Raw genomic sequence first — 21417 nt, forward strand, 5'->3', positions numbered from 1 at the left:
ATAATAGAAAGGTATAAAAAGTGGGAGTTTCTTGCCTTGAAGGAGGACACATAGATGAAAGTGATTAAAATTTCCCCGCGCGGCTATTGTTATGGCGTTGTCGATGCCATGGTCATCGCCCGAAATGCGGCTTTAGATAAAACCTTGCCACGTCCTATTTACATTTTAGGAATGATCGTGCATAACAAACATGTGACGGATGCGTTCGAAGAAGAAGGCATCATCACGTTGGATGGAAGCAACCGCAACGATATCATCGAACAGGTAGACAGCGGAACCGTCATCTTTACTGCTCACGGCGTTTCACCTGAGATTAGGAAGATCGCTGAGAAAAAAGGGCTCGTGACACTTGATGCAACATGTCCTGATGTTACGGCAACACATGACTTAATTCGGGAAAAACAAGCGGAAGGCTATCAAATCATTTATATAGGCAAAAAAGGCCATCCGGAACCAGAAGGTGCTGTCGGTGTTGCCCCTGATGTCGTTCACCTGGTTCAAAAGGATGAAGACGTGGAAGCCTTGAATTTGAATAGTGATAAGATCATCGTCACCAATCAAACAACGATGAGCCAATGGGATGTTTTGGATATCATGGATAAGGTCAAGGAAAAGTTCCCGCATGCCGAAGTCCATAAGGAAATTTGTTTAGCGACACAGGTTCGCCAAGAAGCGGTTGCCGAGCAAGCTGGCGAAGCTGATGTATTAATCGTTGTCGGAGATCCCAAGAGTAATAATTCAAACCGTCTTGCACAAGTATCCCAAGAGATTGCCGGCACGAGAGCTTATCGAATCGCCGACATTTCCGAGCTGAACCTTGAATGGCTAAAGGATGCAGAAACGGTTGCCGTCACTTCGGGGGCTTCTACACCAACTCCGATCACGAAGGAAGTCATCACATTTCTAGAGCAATATGAAGCAAATGATGAATCGACTTGGAATACCGAAAAGAAAACGCCATTGCATAAGATTTTACCAAAGATTAAAGTGAAGAAATGATTGCACAAAACAAAGGCAGCCACTAAGGGCTGCCTTTTTCGTGTTATTTAAATGAAGCGGAAAGGGTCTGTATTCATCCGGGATGGAATGAATTCAACATCGTAGTTCTTTTCGCGGCACATTTTTTCAAGGATTCGTGCAACACCTTTTTTCATCACCTTTTCAACATTGTGGCCCGGATCCACAATATTCAATCCAATCATCATCGCGTCATGGGCTGTATGGTAATACATATCACCTGTAACGTAAACATCAGCCCCCTTGAATTTCGCTGTCGTAAAGTATTTATTGCCGTCTCCGCCCAAAACGGCCACTTTTTTTATCGGACTTTGCAAATCTCCAACGATACGCACCTTTTCAACATCGAGAGTCCGCTTCACATGTTCAGAAAATTGTTCGAGTGTCATCTCTTCAGCAAGTACACCAATCTTTCCTAAGCCAAGAGACTCACCTTTGTTCTCCAGTTTATAAATATCGTGAGCAACTTCTTCATATGGATGGGCTTTAATCATCGCAGCTAGCACTTTCTTCTCGATATTTTCCGGGAATATCGTTTCAATCCTCATTTCAGCTACCTCTTCAAGCTTACCTTTAGAGCCAATTACCGGTTCACTGCCTTCACCTGGCAAGAAGCGTCCGGTCCCTTCCCCGGAAAACGAACAATTGCTATAGTTCCCGATCGCTCCGGCCCCTGCCTTGCCTAAGGCTTCCCTCACCTTTTGTTCGTCAGTCTTTGGAACATATACGACCAATTTCTTTAGGGCTGTCTCGTAAGTCGGAATCAATACCTCTGTATCCTGCAATTGTAGCGCTTCGGCAAGTAAATCATTCACTCCGCCCTTAGCAACATCCAAATTGGTATGTGCAGCATAAACAGCGATATCATGTTTAATCAGCTTTTCGATGATGCGGCCTCCAGCTGCGTTTGTATCGATCCGTTTCAATGGTCGGTAAATAAGCGGATGATGGGCGATGATCAATTCCACTCCGTGTTCTATCGCTTCGTCTACAACCTCTTCCAGCACATCAAGGGCAATCAGCACTTTAGTAACCGGCTTATTGAGCTGCCCGACATGCAGCCCGATTGGATCTCCCTCCATTGCATAATGCTTTGGGGAGAATTGTTCAAACGTTTCAATGATTTCGTGGCCATTCACTGTCTTCACCCTTTAAGCACCTCCTCAATTACTGAAATCTGAGATCTTAATTCATTGCGCTTCGTTTCCAGTCCGCTTCTTCCGCTTTCATCCAATTGTTCGATGATTCTTTCCAAATGTTTTTTCTCAAGCTGCCATTTTTTTATGAAAATGTCACTGAATTGCTCTCTTAAATATGGACCGAAAGTGAGGCCGGCTTGCTTGTTCACCCCATAAGGGCGGAGCGGTTCTCCTTTTTTGGCAATTAAGATCTCGTAGATTTTCCCATCTTCTTCAAGGATTTCCTCTCCACTAAGTTCCCAGCCGTTTTCGATTAGCCAGCTGCGAACATTCGCTGCACCTACATTAGGCTGAAGGATAAGTCTTTCTGCCTTGCCGAGTTTTCCTTTTCCGCTTTCCAATATACTTGATATTAACGTCCCACCCATTCCTGCAATCGTAATGCATGTCGCTTCATCAGGATTCAATACTTCAAGCCCGTCTCCTTTACGGACTTCTATCTTGTCCCCAAGCCCCGTCATTGCCACTTGCTTGCGTGCTGACTGATAGGGACCTTCTACAACCTCACCTGCTATAGCGCTGTCACACAAGCCGTTAGTCACCGCATAGCACGGTAAGTAAGCATGGTCTGAACCTATATCTGCTAGAATGCTTCCTTTTGGTATATGTATGGCTACACGTTCTAATCTCATCGATAGTTTTTCATGATTCATATTTATCAACTCTCTTAATTCAAATAATGTCTTACTATAATAAGTTTCCCATTCGATTATACCAAGTTCAATCGAAAAATTACAGATAGGAGAAATGGGGCCCTTTCTATCAGTTGGCAAAAGAAATCTTCCATCTGGAATCTCCCTTTTCCGAAAAATGAAAAACTGACTCAAAGAGCTCGCTTTCCAACGATTTCTTGAGTCAGTTTCATGACTTATTTCAGTCCATGAATATATTCGGCCATGGCGTCAATATTCTGTTCTTCGACTAGACCTGACGGCATTGCACCTCGTCCATTAGTGATCACTTCTTTAACCTCGTCCACCGACAGACGATCGCCTACTCCTTTTAGAGCAGGCCCTACACCGCCTTGATAGGCGTCACCATGACAAGAGATACAGTTTTGCTTATAAATGTCCTCAGGTGATGCTGAGGCATTTTCTGTTTCTTCTGTCTTTTCGCCGCCCTCTTTTTCCTTAGCAAGATCTTTGGCATCACCCAAACCTTTAAACGAAAGTAAAAACATAAGTCCAATACCAAAAACCATGATAATAATAAAAGGCATTACTGGATTGCGATTCATAGTATTTCCTCCCCTATGTAGAACCTAAACTTACCATAATTAATATTATATACAAACAACTATATATTATTTTACTTGAAAAGAGTTTCAAGTAAAAGCCCAAAAATAGAAGATATTATATAATTTCTTAAAATTGTCAAAAACTTATGTATATTTCCAAACATTTTACTTTTTCTTACATATGCTCATAATACCCTAAATTCATCATTTAAAACCGCTGGTTATATTAATAAAAAGTAAAGAATGACAAGTGCTCCCAGGCCCCCCGCTATGGAAAAATGGAGCAGCTTCAGTTTTTTGCCAATTAGTATCCAGAGTCCGCAATTAATGAACAAGAAAATATAAAGGATACCTACTTTGCCGGGTGCCATGAATTCCGCAAAACTGATGGTTAGTAAAAGCAATGATAGCACCATTCCCATCAACGACATTTGAAAAATGATTTTCCTGCCGATAAAGCGTCGGACCGCCAGCCAAAAGACAAGTATTGAAATTGTTGTCATAAGCATTTGCATTCTTATGGGTATTTCAGTAAAATAATTCAAAAATACAATAAATGCAAAAAGGACCCCAATCAACATCCCTGAAAAGATGCCGTTTTTTTTGCTCTCGGTTTTAATCGATTTAGATGGCGGCTGTTCGCCTTGAGAGTATAATGCAAGCAGGTAATTACAATATTGTTCTGGAAGCATACGGCTTTCCTTCCAGGAGTTTATTTCTTGAATGATGATTTTCTTTCTCATCTCATCCATGGATCTCACTTCCTCTTCACTTTTTAACGGCTTAGCTTTTTAGTTATGCAAATTGTTTCCGATTCCATTATACGGAAAAACGGATAAGTATTGTTCTTTCAAGGATATTTTTACATTAAAATTTAAAAAAAGAGCCGCTCCCGAACGCTAGGCATTCAAAGAGGGCTCTGTAAAGGACATATAAATTCTATTCCAGGAAATCTTTCAAGCGTTTGCTGCGGCTTGGATGTCTCAGTTTACGTAGCGCCTTCGCTTCGATTTGACGGATACGCTCGCGGGTTACCCCAAACACTTTACCCACCTCTTCAAGAGTACGGGTGCGGCCATCATCAAGTCCAAAGCGGAGTCTCAAGACGTTCTCTTCACGGTCTGTAAGAGTATCCAATACGTCTTCAAGCTGTTCTTTCAAAAGTTCATATGCTGCATGTTCCGATGGGGAAGTCGCATCCTGATCTTCAATGAAATCACCTAAATGTGAATCGTCCTCTTCACCTATTGGCGTTTCCAATGAAACAGGCTCCTGAGCTATTTTCAAGATTTCACGAACTTTTTCAGGTGTTAAGTCCATATCCTCCGCAATTTCTTCCGGAGAAGGTTCACGTCCTAAATCCTGAAGAAGCTGTCTTTGGACACGGATCAATTTATTGATGGTTTCCACCATATGCACCGGTATCCGGATCGTTCTTGCTTGGTCGGCAATGGCACGGGTTATCGCTTGGCGAATCCACCATGTTGCATACGTACTGAACTTGAATCCCTTGCGGTAATCAAATTTTTCCACTGCTTTGATAAGGCCCATATTACCTTCCTGAATCAAATCAAGGAAAAGCATTCCGCGTCCGACATAGCGCTTGGCGATACTGACAACAAGACGAAGGTTAGCTTCTGCCAAACGGCGTTTCGCTTCTTCATCTCCATCTTCAATTCTCGTCGCCAGAGATATTTCCTCTTCTGCCGATAAAAGGTCGACCCGACCAATTTCCTTTAAATACATGCGTACTGGGTCATTAATTTTAACGCCAGGAGGAACACTTAAATCATTTAAGTCAAACTCTTCTTCTTTTGCAAGTTTCTTCTCATCAGGATCGTCTTCATCTTCGTCTTCCTCACCATCAGTGAGTATTTCGACGCCATTTTCTGCTAACACCTCATAGAACTCATCCATTTGATCGGAATCCAACTCAAAACCGCCAATCATTTCAGCAATTTTTTCTAAAGTCAAAGAGCCCCGTTTTTTACCTAGCTCTAGTAATTTTTCTTTCACCTGTTCAAGGCTAAATTCATTATCAACTTGTTTGGAACGTGCTGGTTTTTCAGCCATTAGTTCCCCTCCTTCCAGGACTTACACCTAAACGACTACAACATTTTACGCAATTTAATGATTTCCATGGCAATTTGTGCAGCAGTGACATAATCACTTCGTCTAACTGCATCTTTTTCTTCAACTTGTTTTTCTTTTATCTTTAACAACTTTTCATATTTCAACACTTGATTTATACAATCGGTCAGTTCTTTATCGGTAACTTCCTCATTCACTGACATCATTTCTATTTCAGAAACGATCCTTCTCAAGTTTGGATCCGGTAAATAAGTAAGGAAAAAGCTTGTATCCGGTTCGTGTCCATCTTCATAGAACGCATATAAATAGGTGATGATTGCCTGATGTTCATCTACATGAAAGACCGTTTGACCAAGCAACTGCTGAATTTTGAATGTCATATCCCTGCTTTTTAGCATATGGGCAATCAACTTCATTTCAGCATTATGGTGAGCAGGCTTTAACTTATGCTCATATTGCAGGGCCATCTTCTTTGGAGCTGCTGGCTGCGGCAGTGTCCCCTTCTTGCGTTCCGTAAAGAACACCTGACGCTGCTGCTGTTCCAGCGCATCCAATGAAAGGGAAAATTCAGAGGATAGCTGCCGGAGATAATGATCCCTCTCCACTGCATTGGGCAATCGCGAAATTTCTTTAAGGACTTCTTCGATATATTGAATTCGATCTCCTTCATTATTTACATTTTTCCCTCGACGCAAATAATGCATTTTGAATGCCATGTAGGTTAAACTGGCCCCTATTACTTCAGAAACAAAGCTTTTTTCACCGAATTCCTTTATGTAGTCATCGGGGTCCAAGTTATCAGGCATGAGAGCGACTTTCACGGAAAACTCATGGTCCTGTAACATATTAACTGCACGATTGGCGGCGTTCAATCCCGCAGAGTCCGAATCGTAGCAAATAAGTATCTGGTCAGTATTTCTTTTTAAAAGCTGGATATGCTGGTCCGTCAGGGCAGTGCCCATTGTAGCGACCGCATTCTCCACACCTGCGCCAACTGCTGAAATGCAATCGGCAAAGCCCTCAAAAATGACAGCTTGTTCTTTCTTTCGTATGTGTGGTCTTGCATGATGGAAATTATATAAAGTTTTACTTTTATTAAAGATTGGCGTTTCAGGACTATTCAAATATTTGGGCTCATCGTCCCCCATCGCTCTTCCTGAAAACGCAATCGTATTTCCTTGATGATCCATAATTGGAAACATGACTCTATTTCTGAAACGGTCAAAATATGACTCGTCTTTTTCCCTGTAAATAATAAGCCCTGCCTGCTCCATGTATTCCGCTGGAAACCCGCGTTTTAAAAGGAATTTGGACACGAAGTCCCATGAATCCAAAGAGTAGCCAATTTGGAACTTTTCTATCGTTTCTTCAGTAAACCCGCGTTTAAGTAAATATTCGAGAGCATCCTGCCCCTCTTTCGTATTAACGAGGAGATGATGATAAAACTTCCTCAGCAGGTCATGGGCTTCAATCATTTGCTGAGAGCCTGCCGGCATGTTAGATCGCTTGGAATCCTTATTGATTTCAACATCCAAAGGAACATTTCCTTTTTCAGCTAAAACTTTTGCAGATTCCACAAAGCTGTAGCCTTCTATATCCATCAAGAAGGTGAAAATATTCCCGCCTGCCCCGCAACCAAAACAGTGAAAAATTTGTTTTTCCGTTGAAACGGAAAACGAGGGCGAGTTTTCACCATGAAATGGACATAGGCCAAAGTAATTGCGCCCCTGCTTCTTCAGCTGGACATACTCCCCAATTAAATCTACAATGTCAACAGCTTCGCGAATTTGATTAATTTTCTCATCTTCTATACGGCCATTTATCATTTTTCCACCTTGCAATATTGGTGATAGTTTTTTTAATTCGATACTGTTTCCTAATTCCCTGCAAAGTTCGACAATGTTTTCATAAGTTTATTTGTAAAACATGCACGATCTTCCTTTGTGAATGCTTTCGGCCCTTTCGTATGCTTACCCTGCCTGCGGAGTTTCGCCGACTGATAACGCATATCCAAGAGCATGAAAATATTCTCGTCAGTGTATTCTTTTCCCCTTGGCGAAAGGACATAAACGTTTTTAGGAAGCAGGGTCCCAGCCAAACCAATATCTGCTGTAACGACAATATCACCCTTTTTTACTGAGTTTACTATATAAAGATCTGCCGCTTCTTTGTCTGCATCGACATAAACCCATTTACCTTCAGGGTTATTCATCATATTTTTATATGATGCAACAAAACAGACTTCAACATCGTGCAAATTTGCACAATGAAGGATTTCGTCTTTCACCGGGCATGCATCGGCATCGACGTGTATCGTAGGTTTATTATTCATACCTTCTAATTCTACATCTTTCTGCATAATCCTTTTTCTCCCCTAAAATTTATGAAGATATGGTGAATTTTCAGCATTGATTCAGAGGATTCCCTCTAAAAAGAGCACAAATCATTCTCCAAAGAATACCTGCTTATTTAAGTGAAAGCACCTCTTTTGCCTTGAAAAAGACCAGCCCTTCCTGAATTATACGGAACATGTCGAATTATTTTTACAATAAAAACCTTGACATCTCATTAACCTTTAGTTTATTCCTTATTAATTAAGTCTAAACCTTAAGATTACTTTTTTCTCACAATTTTTTATTATAGTCTATTTGATTAGAAGATGCCAACATTTAAATTCTGAATGTTTTTTCATGCAAATCAGCGGATTGCACTTGGAAACTAGAGGAATTTTATGTAATTATTTTGAACTTATTCTTGTTATTCCCTTTTTCGACCTTGGCATTAAAATGTGAGCTGACACATAGAGTGTCTAGCTCACATTTTAATTTGCCTTAATTATAAGGATCAACGGTTTTTATTTTGAAGGATATTGATTATCAAATTGGCTGTTTCTTCGACAGCCTTATTGGTTACATCAATGATAGGACAGTTCAACCTTGATATGATTGTATCAAAGTATGTCAATTCTTCTTTTATTCGCTCCACATTTGCGTAAATGGCATGATCATTGAGCCCAAGTGACTTTAATCGTTCTTTACGAATATGGTTCAGCTTTTCCGGGCTGATCTTTAAACCGATGCATTTTTCAGGAGGTACCAGGAACAGCTCTTCTGGAGGTTCCACTTCAGGCACTAAAGGTACGTTCGCCACTTTATAGCGCTTGTGGGCTAAATACTGTGATAATGGTGTTTTGGAAGTGCGCGAAACACCCACAAGGACGATATCTGCACGTAAAATGCCCCGTGGGTCACGTCCATCATCATATTTTACAGCAAATTCAATGGCTTCCACACGCTTGAAATAGTCATCATCCAGCTTTCTCACCAGACCAGGCTCATTAAGCGGCCCTTTTGGCGCCCTTTCCTGAAGGATGTCCATGAGCGGCCCTAAAATGTCATAAGCAGACAGGTTTTCTTTCTCGACCTGTGCTTTCATATACGCTCTAATGGCTGGCTTGACAAGAGTATAAGCAATGATCGCCCCATCCAACTTAGCCAGTGATATCACTTCATCCACATTTTGTTCATCTTCAATATACGGAATTCTCTTTATGGAAAAAGCAGATCCCGAGAACTGGCTTGCAGCGGCTTTTGTAACCAATTCCGCTGTTTCCCCTACTGAATCCGATACAACATATATAATAGAACCGTTCATATTCTCCGTCATTCCTTTTGCAAGCCCCCTAATAGCCTTCATCAGCCAAAGCTACGAATGCTTTCGTAATATTGGTTTTTGTAATCCTTCCAATTACTTCATAGCCTTTTTCTGTGTCTTTGACGACCGGTAATGAGTCGATTTGTTTATCAATCAATTTTTTGGCAACATCAATCAACAGGTCTTCTTTTGAACACATGGTAATATTGGGCATCCTAGTCATGATGATGTTGACTGGAATGGAGTTAAGCTCTTGTTTCCCAATACTCGCACGCAACAAGTCTTTCCTTGATAAGACACCAACAAGCAATGCATGCTTATCGACGACGAACATTGTTCCGACATCTTCTAAAAACATCATGACTATTGCATCATATACGGAAATGCCCTCGTCAACAACGACAGGTATCGATTGGTAGTCTCGTACATAAAGATGGTTGAGGCTATCTGTCAAAAGCTGTGTCCCTGACCTGCCTGTATAGAAATACCCCACCCGGGGCCTGGCATCAAGAAAACCTGCCATCGTTAAAATCGCTAGATCTGGACGAAGTGTCGCCCTGGTAAGGTTCAATCTATCCGCAATATGCTCTCCAGTAATCGGTCCGTTTTCTTTTACGATTTGTAAAATATGTTCCTGACGCTTATTCAATTGGATTATAATCACCACCCCACTGCTTTCGCAGAGTAAAGTAACAAAAGTTGTTCATTTAATAATTATATACTAAATTATTTAATTAGGGCATTTTTGTCCTATTTATTGACCATTTATCTTTTGAAGAAATCGGAAGCTCTTATTAAAGGGTTTCCGATTTCCATACATCCTTTCGATCATGTAAGGATGATTTTATTCATGGCAGCAAAACCTGCAACTAAATCACTGATTTCCTTCATTAAGGATAAACGGTTATTACGGATTGCTTCATCCTCTGCCATGACCATTGTATTCTCGAAATATGACTCTATTTCCGTTTGAAGCGAAACAAGCTGTTCAAACCGCTCATTCTCATCTTTGGATTCCAAATAACGCTTTGCCACTTTTTGATATTTTACGTATAACGCATTCTCTTGATCATTCTCAAAGGCATTAGGGTCGACAGTTACCTTTTTGTCACATTTCACGGCAATGTTCATGACGCGACTCAAAGCTTCCAAACTTTCTTTAAAGCCAGCTTCGTCTTTTTTCGCATTCAAGACATGTGCACGTTCCACGATGGAATGGATATAGCCGATCTCATTGAACAGAACTGCATCAATCAGATCGTAACGGATTTGCTGTTCTTGAAGCAGGTGTTTGACACGGGCTTTAAAGAATATGAACATATCCGCTTTAACTTCTTCAAGATCACGTTTTAAGATGCCTTTTGATTCCAGTCCTTTAAGGCCTAAAACAATAAGCTCCTCTAAAGGAATATCCCATTTTTTCTCAGCTAGGATTTGGACGACCCCGCTCGCCTGCCTTCTTAATGCGTAAGGATCTTGGGAACCTGTCGGAATGACACCAATGGCGAAGAATGAAGACAGAGTATCAATTTTTTCAGCTAAACTCACAACTGCACCAATGACTGAAGGTGGTACAATGTCATCCGCATGTCTTGGCATATAATGTTCATTGATAGCCGCGGCCACTTCTTTGGCTTCCCCTTTTAGGAGAGCATATTTTTCACCCATATACCCTTGCAATTCAGGGAATTCATAAACCATATGACTCACTAAATCGAACTTGGCAATTGCCGCTGTACGAAGCGCCATTTCTTTTTCGGCCTTTAAATTCAAAGCATCCGCAAGGGCACCGGTCACTGCAGTTACCCGGGCAGTTTTCTCGGCCAATGTACCAATTTCTTCATGATAAACGATGCTGTCAAGTTTTTTCAAAGCATCCGAAATCTCTTTTTTCTGATCTTCTTGATAGAAGAATGCTGCATCCGATAAGCGGGCACGCAATACTTTTTCATTCCCTTTAGAGACCTTATCCAAATGACGGTCATCGCCGTTACGCACGGTTACAAAGTAAGCAAGCAGTTTCCCGTCCTTATCTTTAACAGGGAAATAACGTTGGTGTTCCTTCATTGATGTGATAAGTACCTCAGCAGGAAGCTCTAGGAATTCTTCTTCAAAATGTCCAAATAACACCGTTGGATACTCTACCAAATTATTGACTTCTTCAAGCAGATCTTCATCGACCGGGATGATCCAGCCTTTCTCCTGCTCAAGCTCTTTAATCTGATCCAATATAACTTGTCGGCGTTTATCTGGATCCGCCATTATAAATTGTTCTTTTAGCGTATCTTCATACCGTTCCGGCTGCTCGATGATTGCGCTATTGCCCAAGAAACGGTGTCCTTTTGTTTCACGGCCCGTTTCCACGTCAGCAATGCTAAATGGAACTATGTCATTGCCGAATAAGGCAATCAGCCATTTAATCGGACGGACGAAGCGGAGCTCCTGATTGGCCCAGCGCATATTTTTCGGGAAAGTCATGCCGCTGATGATTTCCTGAAGCTCAGATAAAAGCTGAGCAGTCTGCTGTCCTTTTATGAATTTATTCACATGGGCATATTCCACACCCTTGAGTTCTTTAAAATAAATGTCCTCTGGAGTCATGCCTTGACCCCTGACGAATCCCAATGCGGCTTTAGACCAGTTGCCTTCACTGTCCAAAGCGATTTTCTTAGCCGGACCTTTTGCTTCTTCTTCGATATCCTTTTGGGATTCTTCCACATCTTTCACCAATACAGCTAAACGTCTTGGTGTGGAAAAAGCTTCAACCGTTCCGAATTCAATCGCTTTTTCCGTTAGCCATTGCTGTACTTTATCTGACAATTGTTTCATTGATGCTGTCACAAAACGGGCAGGCAGCTCTTCCAATCCAATCTCCAATAACAAATCACGCTTGCTCATTTGTATTCTCCCCTTTCACTTTCAGGATCGGGAAGCCTAATTTTTCCCGCTCTTCATAGAAGGTTTTGGCAACCTTACGCGCTAAGTTACGGCAACGGGCAATATAACCCGTTCTTTCCGTCACCGAGATGGCACCTTTGGCATCCAAAAGGTTAAATGTATGTGAACATTTCAAGACATAATCATATGCAGGATGTACAAGTCCTTCTTCCATTTGGCGATGCGCTTCCTTTTCATACATCGTGAAAAGCTGGAATAGCATATCAAGGTCGGAGGTTTCGAACGTATATTTCGAATGTTCGTATTCCGGCTGACCAAATATATCCCGAACTGTGAATCCATCTGTCCATTCTAGGTCAAATACATTTTCCTTATCTTGAATGTAAGAGGCGAGACGTTCGATTCCGTATGTAATTTCCACTGAAACCGGCTTACACTCAAGGCCGCCCACTTGTTGGAAATATGTAAATTGAGTGATTTCCATTCCATCAAGCCATACTTCCCAACCTAGACCAGCACACCCTAGTGATGGATTTTCCCAGTTGTCCTCCACAAAGCGAATATCATGCTCAAGCGGATTTATCCCTAATGCGCGTAATGAATCCAAATATAACTCTTGGATATTGTCAGGCGACGGCTTCATGATCACTTGGAACTGATGATGCTGATACAGTCGATTAGGGTTCTCGCCATAACGGCCGTCAGCAGGACGGCGGGAAGGTTCCACGTAAGCAACGCTCCAAGGCTCCGGTCCAATGGCTCTCAGGAACGTGTATGGGCTCATCGTTCCTGCCCCTTTCTCTACATCATAAGCATTCATCAATATGCAGCCTTGTTCAGACCAATGCTTTTGTAACGTTAAAATCATATTTTGAATATTCATCGTACACCTCCAGATTATTTAAAACGGCTCTTATAAAATTAAGGAATAGGAACCCATTACATCTTGGCAAACAAAAAACTCCCGTCCCTATGCGAAATGCATAGGGACGAGAGTTTACCCGCGGTTCCACCCTAATTGCCGTTTATAAAACGGCCTCTTTTCAAAGCAACATGCTCCGGAAACGCCCTTCCCTGTAAATCCATACCCCGGCTTCCACCGTCCCGGGTTCGCTTTTTATGGAGAATGACAGATACTCTTTTCCATCAACGCAATCTTCTTATTTTGATGATTAGAATTTTATACAAACTAGCATGGAATGTCAATAGGGCAGATCCTAAAACATATCTTTCATCGTATCAATCTGTTTCAGGAACTTTTTTGATTTCAAATGCAGACCGGAATATTCCTCATAATATGCATCGATGATCTTCCGAAGTTCTTTTTTCGTTTCAGGCTTAACGGAAATGTTTCCGAGCCTTGATAAATCGAAATAATAAAAGATTCGAAGCAATTTGACGGCTGCAGGTGAAATTTTATAATGATAAGGGTCTTTCCCCAGACAGCGGTGACAGATAAAGCCCGCTTCCCGAAGCGAGAAGGAGAATTCCCCTTCCGTTTCACCACATACAGCACACTGATTCAGCACTGGGTTAATCCCATTTACGGGCAGCATCTTCATTTCAAAAATGAATGTCAAAACCTCTGCGTCATATTCCTCGTTTATGTAATGCAAGGTTTGCGAAAGCAATTCATATAAATACGGATTCGGCTTCTTATCCTCGACGCTTTTATCAAGCAATTCAACAATATATGAAGCATAAGCAGTGGCAAAAAGATCCTCCCGTATGAAACGGAGTGAATCGACCATTTCGCCTTGCTGAAGACTACCGAGTCCGGTTGATGTGGTTACAAGAAAATACCCGGAGCAAAAAAGCTGTGTGACGGCAGAAAGCCTGCTGTTTGGTTTACTGGCTCCTCTAGCCATAACGCCAATTTTTCCTAGCTCACGGGTATATATAGTAATGATTTTGTTATTTTCTCCATATGCAGTTCGCCTTATGACAATGCCCTCACATTTTTGGAGCATACCAAGACACCACCCATGCTCGCCAAGACTAACCTATGAAACAGGAAAATCAATTTCTGCTAGCTCATCGTTCAATACCAAGTGTCTTTCCTGTCTCTCGACTTCTATCTCCTTAAACAGCAAATAGGTGTCCACATTACCTGTTTCAGTAAATAACTCCCAGGTAAAATCCAACATATAAAGCCCACCTTTCATTTTTAACTAGCAATGAATATCCGACCATATGGTTAGCTTGACCGTTTTCCGAACTTTCATGAAGCGTAAATTTTGTTAATTAATACTCGCTCTCATTGAAGCCATAATCGCGAAGCTGGCTTGCTTTGTTCCGCCAATCCTTCTGTACTTTCACCCATAGTTCCAAGAAAACTTTCGAGCCCAATAAGTTTTCGATATCCACTCTGGCACGGCTGCCGACTTCTTTAAGCATTTTCCCTTGCTTTCCGATGACAATGCCTTTTTGTGAATCACGTTCGACAACGATCGTCGCCATGACATTAATGGTATCACTGTTGTCCATTTTTTTAATTGAATCGATGACAACAGCCACTGAATGCGGAATTTCTTCACGTGTCAGGTGCAGTACCTTCTCGCGGACCAATTCGGAAATGATAAAACGTTCCGGGTGGTCTGTCACTTGGTCAGCTGGATAAAACTGGGGACCCTCTGGCAGATGCCCCTTGATTTGTTCAAGCAGTGTATCGACATTATTTCCTTCAAGCGCTGAAATCGGAACGACCGCCGCAAAGGGGTATAGCTGTTGGTATTTTTCAATGATCGGAAGTAAATCATCTGGATGCATCGCATCGATTTTGTTTACAACAAGGAAAACAGGCGTTTTTACGGATTGAAGTTTTTCGATGATAAACTCGTCACCGCGTCCGTATCCTTCAGTCGCATTGATCATGAAGAGAATCAAATCGACTTCCTTCAATGTATTCGTGGCCACTTTCATCATGAAGTCACCAAGCTTATGCTTTGGTTTATGAATGCCGGGTGTATCGATGAAAATCATTTGTGAATCGTTTTGAGTAAGTACACCCTGGACCTTATTTCTTGTAGTTTGCGGTTTATCGCTCATGATGGCGATCTTTTGACCGATGACCCGATTCAGAAATGTACTCTTTCCAACATTAGGTCGTCCAATAATCGAAATGAAACCTGATTTGTAATCTTTTACTTGTTTATCATCAAATAGTTTATCCATTTAAATCCTCCGGTGAAAAAGCTCCTGGAAGCAATTCCTGTACTGTTAGTTCTTTTATATCCCCATGTAAGTTGGTCAAAACGACCGGCATATCCTTTTCACACAGTTCCGAAATAACCTGCCTGCATGCCCCGCATGGGGAAACGGGACCATCGGTATCTGCCACGACGGCAAGTTTAGTGAATTTTTTATCATTATGGGCATAAGCGCTGAATAAAGCTGTCCTTTCGGCACAATTACACATGCTGTATGCAGCATTTTCTATATTACAACCATGATAGACCTTTCCATCAGAGGTTAAAAGGGCAGCCCCCACCTTAAATTTGGAGTAAGGCACATAAGCTTTATCCCTTGCTTTTTTAGCTTCCTCAATCAATTCTTTTGTATTCAATTCACATCTTCCTTTCAAATTGAGTACCATTTTGGCAACCTACAGGCCAAACTTGGGCAAAAAGATAATCAATCCAACTATTATAGAAAATATAGCATATATGAATACAGCTCCGGCTGCAATATCTTTTGCCTGCTTGGCAAGCGGATGGATTTGATCCGTTACCAGGTCCACTACCCTTTCAATCGCTGAATTAACGAGCTCCAGCGTAATCGTACCGGCTATTGCCGCTAAAATGAAAAGCCACTCCATCCCATTCAATGAGAAGTACCAACCAAAGAATACGACGATTGCCGTTAACACGAAATGTATCTTGATATTGCGTTCAGTCCTAACGGCCTCCAAAATTCCCTGACAGGCAAAAGAGAAACTTTTTAATAAAGGATACCTTTTTTTACCCTTCTCTTGAAAGTCCATATTCTTCCAAGATCTCCTTTTGTTTAGTGAACATCACTTTTTCATCTTCTTCATTCATGTGGTCGAATCCTAATAAATGCAGAAAACCATGCAGTGCTAAAAATCCAAGTTCCCGGTCAAATGAATGACCATACTCTTCAGCCTGTTCTTTCGTGCGTTCAATGGAAATGATGATATCCCCTAACATGCGGGGCATTTCCGCACCGACAATTTCCACTTCATCTTCCCCCATTTCTTCAAGTGCAAAGGAAATGACATCTGTAGCTGAATCTTTATGTCGATATTCTTTATTGATTTCCCGAATCCTATCATTGTCTACAAATGTAACTGACAGCTCGGTGTCTTTTTCAATGTTTTCTTTTCTTGCCGCAAATTGCAGAATGCTTTCAACAAGCCGCTGGGCTTCCTCCGTTACTTCATTCGTTTCATCCATTAAATCGATAGCTAAAATCATTCTTTCACCTTCTGTCCTAATTTATCCGGCTCCGGATATTCAATCCTGGAGTGGAAGATACCATTCAGCGATTCACATAAGGAATGCTTCACGATACTCAATTCTCTCATAGTAATGTCACATTCATCAAATTGACCATCAGAAATCCTGTCCTGAATGATGAAACTTACCAACTCTTCAATCTTCTCCGGAGTTGGGTGCTTCATCGATCTCACTGCGGCTTCCACACTATCGGCTATGCCGATGACGGCCACTTCCTTCATTATCGCCCTCGGCCCGGGATATCGGTAGGCAGCTTCAAGTGTGGACTCATCCTGTTTTTTTGCCTTATGGTAGAAAAACTTCAATAAAGTCGTACCATGATGCTGCTCTGCAATATCCACAATCTCTTTCGGGAATTTGTGACCTCGCAGCATCTCCCCGCCATCTACGGCATGGGCAATGATGATATCCCTGCTCGTTTCCGGCTGCAGCCGATCATGCGGGTTCTCTTCATTCATCTGATTTTCGATGAAGAAATGCGGCCGCTTCGTTTTACCTATATCATGATAATAGCTGCCGACCCTTGCCAGCAACCCATTCGACCCGATGGCTTCACAAGCCGATTCCGCCAAATTGGCAACCATAACACTGTGATGATATGTCCCCGGTGCCTCAATCAAAATCCTCCGCAATAACGGATGATTGGGATTCGCGAGCTCGATAAGCTTAATCGATGATAAGATCCCGAAACCTGCCTCGAAAAACGGTAACAGGCCCATTGTCAAAACGGCTGAACCCACTCCAGAACCTATGGCGGCAGCAGCATAATACAAGTACTCCATTCTAGTATAATGGCTGTCCATAATAAAGATGAGAGAAAAAACAAATGCCATATTGATTAAAGACAATAGCAGCCCCGCTACCAGCACCTTTGATTTGAAATTCGGCCTGGATAGAATGATGATTGCCGTCAATCCCCCGAAAATGATATAAAGCCCCATCGAGAAATCCAGATTTCCAGGTGTATCACCATTAAATATAATCGTACCATACGAACCTAACAATATGATCATTGCCACCGCTAACTTATCATTCAATAATATCTTGATGATCATCGCCGCCATGGCACCCGGAAAAATGTATTCCAAGTTCGAGTTTTTCAAGTCTGCCAGAATGCTGACCGTTTTCATGGTAGCCATTGAAAGGATAAAGACAAGACTGAAGATCAATAATTGGTTGTACTTGTTATCCTTTTTGGAAATGGAATAGTAGAAATAGTAATAAAAAGCGGCAAAGGTCAGGAATATGAATAACAGCAGGCCGATATACGGGTAAATGGTAGACTCCGTATTTAAGAAGCCTGCCAGTTCAAGCTGCCTATATACATCCCTGTCCACTAATTGATTTTCTTCAACGATGATCTGACCTTGAAGGATCCTGATCGGCTCCACGCTTTCAATCGCTTTCCTTCGCTGTTCTTCGGTTTTGTCCTTATCGAAAAATACATTCTGAATGATTGCCGTACGCGCAAGGGAAGTGGAGGCTTTTTTCATATCGCCACTAATGCTCATATAATCCAATTCCTCTACAACCTTTTTCTTGGCATTTTCGACGTCACTTGCAGCGATCCGCGAGCTCATCACATTATTCACGGCTGTAATGGTTGAATCCTTCGCTATTTTCAACTCATCTTCATCCGCCTGAACTAATGCCAGGAAAACGGATTCCTCGATATTTCTATTCACTTCATCGGTCAATTTTTCTTTTAATATGGAAACTTTTTGAGCATCCGTCTTTACGGTCCCTTTTTTATCGTCTTTTCCCTCATCTTCTTTATGGTCTTTATCGGGGTCCGTTTCTTTATTGACCTCTATTGCTGAATCGAAAATGGATGAAATCAGATCGACTTTATTTTTGGCATATTCCTTTTTTAAAGAATAAACATCCGCCACCTGTTTTGAAATCTCTTCTTTTTCCTGTTCCGTCTTATAGGTATCTTCCACAGTCTTAGTTGAACGGATTGTTTGTTCCGCAGGCTTAAAAAGCTCTACCTGGACCCTTTCAGGCTTAACATTGGAGAACATTAACGCATACGCAAATAAACCAAGTATGATGAACAGAAGCACTTGAAAAAAGCGATGGACCAACAGCCCTTTTATTTGAGTGAAAAATTTCTGGATACGATTCAAGGAAGGTCCTCCTAAAAAATGATGTTTATAATTCTAGATATGTAAAATCATAACAGTTTTCATGTGAATTTTCACCTTCGTATTGCTAAATGTAGCTTCTTATCCACTTTTTCCCCATAAAGTTTGTCATTTAGACACATCACGAAAAATCCGCCGATTGAAATGGCGGATTTTTTCTTATGACTTCGCCTGCTCGTAAGCAGTAATGATTTTGGCGACAAGCGGATGCCTTACTACATCACTTTGTTCAAAATAAACAAAGGAAAGGCCTTTAACATTCTTCAAGATCTCTTCTACTCGGACTAGACCTGACTTCATGCCTTTCGGAAGGTCAATCTGGGTCCGATCTCCCGTAATGACCATTTTCGATCCGAAACCAAGCCGGGTCAAGAACATCTTCATTTGGGCTTCCGTCGTGTTCTGGGCTTCATCCAATATGACAAAGGCATCTTCAAGCGTACGGCCCCTCATATAAGCCAGAGGAGCTATTTCAATCGTTCCGCGCTCTATCATCCTTTGCGTCTGTTCCATCCCTAGGAGGTCATGGAGAGCGTCATACAGCGGCCGTAGATAAGGATCTACCTTTTCCTTCAGATCACCAGGCAGAAAGCCAAGGCTTTCCCCCGCTTCGACGGCAGGCCGTGTCAGGATGATCCGTTTAACATGTCCATTTTTCAATGCGTTGATGGCCATCACTACAGCAAGGTAGGTCTTCCCGGTTCCGGCAGGCCCAATTCCAAATACAAGGTCCTGTTTCTTTATAGCCTGAATATAGTATCTTTGCCCGATTGTTTTGACTTTAATGGATTTCCCTTTAGCCGTTTTAGCGATTTCCTCATCATATAATTCACCGAAGTACTCCAATGTGCCTTTTCTTGCCAATTCAATTGCATAAAGCACATCCCTGGAACTGATTGCAATTCCTTTTCTCACCACTGTCAATAATGCGTTGAGGATTTCCTCCCCCATCGTTACCCGCTCGATATCCCCGGCAACACTCACCGCTTCACCTCGGGTTATGACGGAAATGCCAAGCTCCTCTTCGAGCACTTTTACATTTGAATCTCCATTGCCCAATAATGCGATCGCTTCATTGGGTGATTTTATTTCGAGCTTAATTACTTTCACATCATCTGCCATTCGTTAGTCTCCTTGAATGATTGGCTGTCCAATCGCTATATCTTCAATAACTTGGTAATGTATAGATAATTTAACTTTACCATTCTCCATGCTTTCGTGCAAAATTTTTTCCTCGATGATTTCATCTTCCTCTTCTAAATGCTTTTTCAATTCTGCTTTAGCCATTTTCCGGCCTTCCTTGACCGCTTCTTTCTCGGTATAACTTCGTACAATATCTTCCTTGCTCCTCAATGTCACTTGTTTATAGGAAATGGGTAGTTCCCATTGAAGAAAGTGAAAAGGCCTCACTGTCGTTTCTTTTTCCTGTTTTCCATATCCCGGATCCTTGAAACCCCATACCGGAAGGGAAAAGCCCCCCATTTTCAAAAAGTGCCTGCTCGTTTCATCCCCGTTAAAAACAGAAAACTTGGTTTTTAACGGAACTTCCACTTTCGCTTTATACCACGTTTTCCCTTTTATTACTCCCTGTGCCGATACAATCTCCTGTTTATCCTCTTTTCCAATCAATCCTGAAACAAGAAGCTGCCCTTTTCCTACATAATCATTTACATTAACAATAGATTGTCCCTTTTCAACGAACATATCAGCGATGATCGCTTTTTTTGAAGCAACCAAATTTTGCGGAGATGTTTTCTCGACCTCTTTAGGCTGCCGTTTTTCTACTACCCGAAAATGGTATGTCGTTCCCTTTAGCTCTACCCCTACCCATGTCAATGCCCCAATCCGGTCTGACAGCTTACGCTGAATCGTATCCACATCATCAACAAAGAATTGTACTTTCCCGATCTTCACGCCCATCTTGTCCAATTCTTTCCGAATGGCATGCTCGGTTGCCGGTTTGGCATCTTGAACCTCGATGCCCCAAACCATATTGGAAAGTACAAATATACAGAGCAGGAAAGCGATCATCCCCGCTAAAAACCCGCTGTTTTTCATGACTCTCTTCATTAGGAAAGGGAAACCCTTTCCCTGCATGAACTTTACTTTACAATCGCTCTTACGCATGACCTGACGGAGTTTGGGGATATCCCTGATATCCAGATGGAAAATCAGGGCTTCACTTCCGACACGCTTCACATCCCAGATATGAAGCCCCCTTCTCGTCAGCATATTTATCAGCCGTTCTGCACCTTTGCCATAAGCCTTCACCTTTACATAGCCTGTATAATAGTTTGTCCATTGGTTTTTCATGGAGACCTCCCGGGATCATTCATTAATAAAATAGACCTTATCGATTTTGCCTTCGAGCATGATTTCTTCCGGCAAAATCGTCTTTATGACAAAGGCATTTCCCTTTATCAACAACTGCCCATTTTTCAGCATCAATCGCACTTCGCTGTCTGTAAAAGCCAATAAGCCACGATGGTTTTCAATATAAATATGTAATTGACCGATCATTGTAATTCGCGGCAGGTCCATCATGACATCTTGCGGAAGGTCCATTGTTTTGGTCATAAGCTGTTTCACTTTTTTTCCCCAATTGCGTGCCATAAAAAAGAACCCCCTTTCATCTCAATGTATGAAATGAAAGAGGGTTCTAGCACAAAATTATAAGTGATGAAAGTCTATTTTTT

General features: G+C 41.7%; 22 protein-coding genes and 1 other annotated feature. Of the genes, 1 reads left to right on the forward strand and 21 read right to left on the reverse strand.

From position 1 onward, the window contains the following. The first annotated feature begins 54 nt into the window (after nucleotides 1-54). A complete protein-coding gene (locus JNUCC41_RS26160; protein ID WP_192205573.1) occupies nucleotides 55-999 on the forward strand; it encodes a 4-hydroxy-3-methylbut-2-enyl diphosphate reductase in 945 nt (314 codons plus the stop codon). A gap of 47 nt (nucleotides 1000-1046) precedes the next feature. Here JNUCC41_RS26160 and JNUCC41_RS26165 read toward each other — a convergent pair whose 3' ends face one another. From JNUCC41_RS26165 to yqfC, 21 genes are all read right to left on the reverse strand, one after another. Beyond that, nucleotides 1047-2165, reverse strand: coding sequence for a Nif3-like dinuclear metal center hexameric protein (locus tag JNUCC41_RS26165; RefSeq protein ID WP_192205581.1), 1119 nt, complete (start codon nucleotides 2163-2165; stop codon nucleotides 1047-1049). Then, nucleotides 2162-2869 carry a tRNA (adenine(22)-N(1))-methyltransferase gene (locus JNUCC41_RS26170; protein WP_192205583.1) on the reverse strand — a complete coding sequence of 236 codons (708 nt, stop codon included), beginning with the start codon at nucleotides 2867-2869 and terminating at the stop codon, nucleotides 2162-2164. Before JNUCC41_RS26170 ends, JNUCC41_RS26165 begins: the two co-directional genes overlap by 4 nt. Before the next feature lie 215 nt (nucleotides 2870-3084). Further along, complete coding sequence (cccA, locus tag JNUCC41_RS26175) at nucleotides 3085-3453, reverse strand: cytochrome c550 (protein ID WP_192205585.1); 369 nt, start codon at nucleotides 3451-3453, stop codon at nucleotides 3085-3087. Nucleotides 3454-3674: 221 nt separating this feature from the next. Continuing rightward, nucleotides 3675-4205: a hypothetical protein gene (locus JNUCC41_RS26180; protein ID WP_192205587.1), complete on the reverse strand. Its 531-nt coding sequence runs from the start codon at nucleotides 4203-4205 to the stop codon at nucleotides 3675-3677. Nucleotides 4206-4392: 187 nt separating this feature from the next. Beyond that, a complete protein-coding gene (rpoD, locus tag JNUCC41_RS26185; protein ID WP_034308477.1) occupies nucleotides 4393-5526 on the reverse strand; it encodes an RNA polymerase sigma factor RpoD in 1134 nt (377 codons plus the stop codon). 35 nt (nucleotides 5527-5561) lie between these two features. Next, entirely contained in the window at nucleotides 5562-7367 is a 1806-nt protein-coding gene (dnaG, locus tag JNUCC41_RS26190; protein WP_192208344.1) for a DNA primase, read from the reverse strand. 53 nt (nucleotides 7368-7420) lie between these two features. Continuing rightward, nucleotides 7421-7876 (reverse strand): YaiI/YqxD family protein, encoded by a 456-nt coding sequence (locus JNUCC41_RS26195; protein WP_144526817.1) that lies wholly within the window; start codon nucleotides 7874-7876, stop codon nucleotides 7421-7423. A gap of 512 nt (nucleotides 7877-8388) precedes the next feature. After that, nucleotides 8389-9210: a pyruvate, water dikinase regulatory protein gene (locus JNUCC41_RS26200; RefSeq protein ID WP_370662553.1), complete on the reverse strand. Its 822-nt coding sequence runs from the start codon at nucleotides 9208-9210 to the stop codon at nucleotides 8389-8391. A 16-nt stretch (nucleotides 9211-9226) separates the two neighbouring features. Continuing rightward, nucleotides 9227-9865 (reverse strand): transcriptional regulator CcpN, encoded by a 639-nt coding sequence (locus tag JNUCC41_RS26205; RefSeq protein WP_286182260.1) that lies wholly within the window; start codon nucleotides 9863-9865, stop codon nucleotides 9227-9229. Between the two features lie 161 nt (nucleotides 9866-10026). Continuing rightward, nucleotides 10027-12096, reverse strand: coding sequence for a glycine--tRNA ligase subunit beta (gene glyS / locus JNUCC41_RS26210; protein ID WP_192205591.1), 2070 nt, complete (start codon nucleotides 12094-12096; stop codon nucleotides 10027-10029). Continuing rightward, nucleotides 12083-12979, reverse strand: a complete 897-nt coding sequence (gene glyQ / locus JNUCC41_RS26215) for a glycine--tRNA ligase subunit alpha (protein ID WP_034308488.1) — start codon at nucleotides 12977-12979, stop codon at nucleotides 12083-12085. The genes glyS and glyQ overlap by 14 nt, the downstream gene beginning before the upstream one ends. A gap of 99 nt (nucleotides 12980-13078) precedes the next feature. After that, nucleotides 13079-13255, reverse strand: a binding site (T-box leader). Nucleotides 13256-13313: 58 nt separating this feature from the next. Beyond that, nucleotides 13314-14066: a DNA repair protein RecO gene (recO, locus tag JNUCC41_RS26220; RefSeq protein WP_076365248.1), complete on the reverse strand. Its 753-nt coding sequence runs from the start codon at nucleotides 14064-14066 to the stop codon at nucleotides 13314-13316. Between the two features lie 33 nt (nucleotides 14067-14099). Continuing rightward, nucleotides 14100-14243: a YqzL family protein gene (locus JNUCC41_RS26225; RefSeq protein WP_076365246.1), complete on the reverse strand. Its 144-nt coding sequence runs from the start codon at nucleotides 14241-14243 to the stop codon at nucleotides 14100-14102. Between the two features lie 97 nt (nucleotides 14244-14340). Then, nucleotides 14341-15270 (reverse strand): GTPase Era, encoded by a 930-nt coding sequence (era, locus tag JNUCC41_RS26230; protein ID WP_192205593.1) that lies wholly within the window; start codon nucleotides 15268-15270, stop codon nucleotides 14341-14343. Beyond that, entirely contained in the window at nucleotides 15263-15661 is a 399-nt protein-coding gene (locus tag JNUCC41_RS26235; protein ID WP_192205595.1) for a cytidine deaminase, read from the reverse strand. The genes era and JNUCC41_RS26235 overlap by 8 nt, the downstream gene beginning before the upstream one ends. A gap of 39 nt (nucleotides 15662-15700) precedes the next feature. Next, entirely contained in the window at nucleotides 15701-16078 is a 378-nt protein-coding gene (locus tag JNUCC41_RS26240) for a diacylglycerol kinase family protein (protein ID WP_192205597.1), read from the reverse strand. After that, entirely contained in the window at nucleotides 16056-16532 is a 477-nt protein-coding gene (gene ybeY, locus JNUCC41_RS26245) for an rRNA maturation RNase YbeY (RefSeq protein ID WP_076365237.1), read from the reverse strand. The genes JNUCC41_RS26240 and ybeY overlap by 23 nt, the downstream gene beginning before the upstream one ends. After that, the gene (locus JNUCC41_RS26250; protein WP_192205599.1) at nucleotides 16529-18703 is read right to left on the reverse strand and encodes an HD family phosphohydrolase; all 2175 of its coding nucleotides are present in this window, start codon (nucleotides 18701-18703) and stop codon (nucleotides 16529-16531) included. The genes ybeY and JNUCC41_RS26250 overlap by 4 nt, the downstream gene beginning before the upstream one ends. A 177-nt stretch (nucleotides 18704-18880) precedes the next feature. Further along, nucleotides 18881-19843, reverse strand: a complete 963-nt coding sequence (locus JNUCC41_RS26255) for a PhoH family protein (RefSeq protein WP_192205601.1) — start codon at nucleotides 19841-19843, stop codon at nucleotides 18881-18883. A 3-nt stretch (nucleotides 19844-19846) separates the two neighbouring features. Continuing rightward, a complete protein-coding gene (gene yqfD, locus JNUCC41_RS26260) occupies nucleotides 19847-21034 on the reverse strand; it encodes a sporulation protein YqfD (protein ID WP_192205602.1) in 1188 nt (395 codons plus the stop codon). Between the two features lie 15 nt (nucleotides 21035-21049). Beyond that, nucleotides 21050-21334 (reverse strand): sporulation protein YqfC, encoded by a 285-nt coding sequence (yqfC, locus tag JNUCC41_RS26265; RefSeq protein WP_034308511.1) that lies wholly within the window; start codon nucleotides 21332-21334, stop codon nucleotides 21050-21052. Nucleotides 21335-21417 lie beyond the last annotated feature (83 nt).

The sequence above is a fragment of the Brevibacillus sp. JNUCC-41 genome (assembly GCF_014844095.1).
GTDB classification, from domain to species: domain Bacteria; phylum Bacillota; class Bacilli; order Bacillales; family DSM-1321; genus Peribacillus; species Peribacillus aracenensis.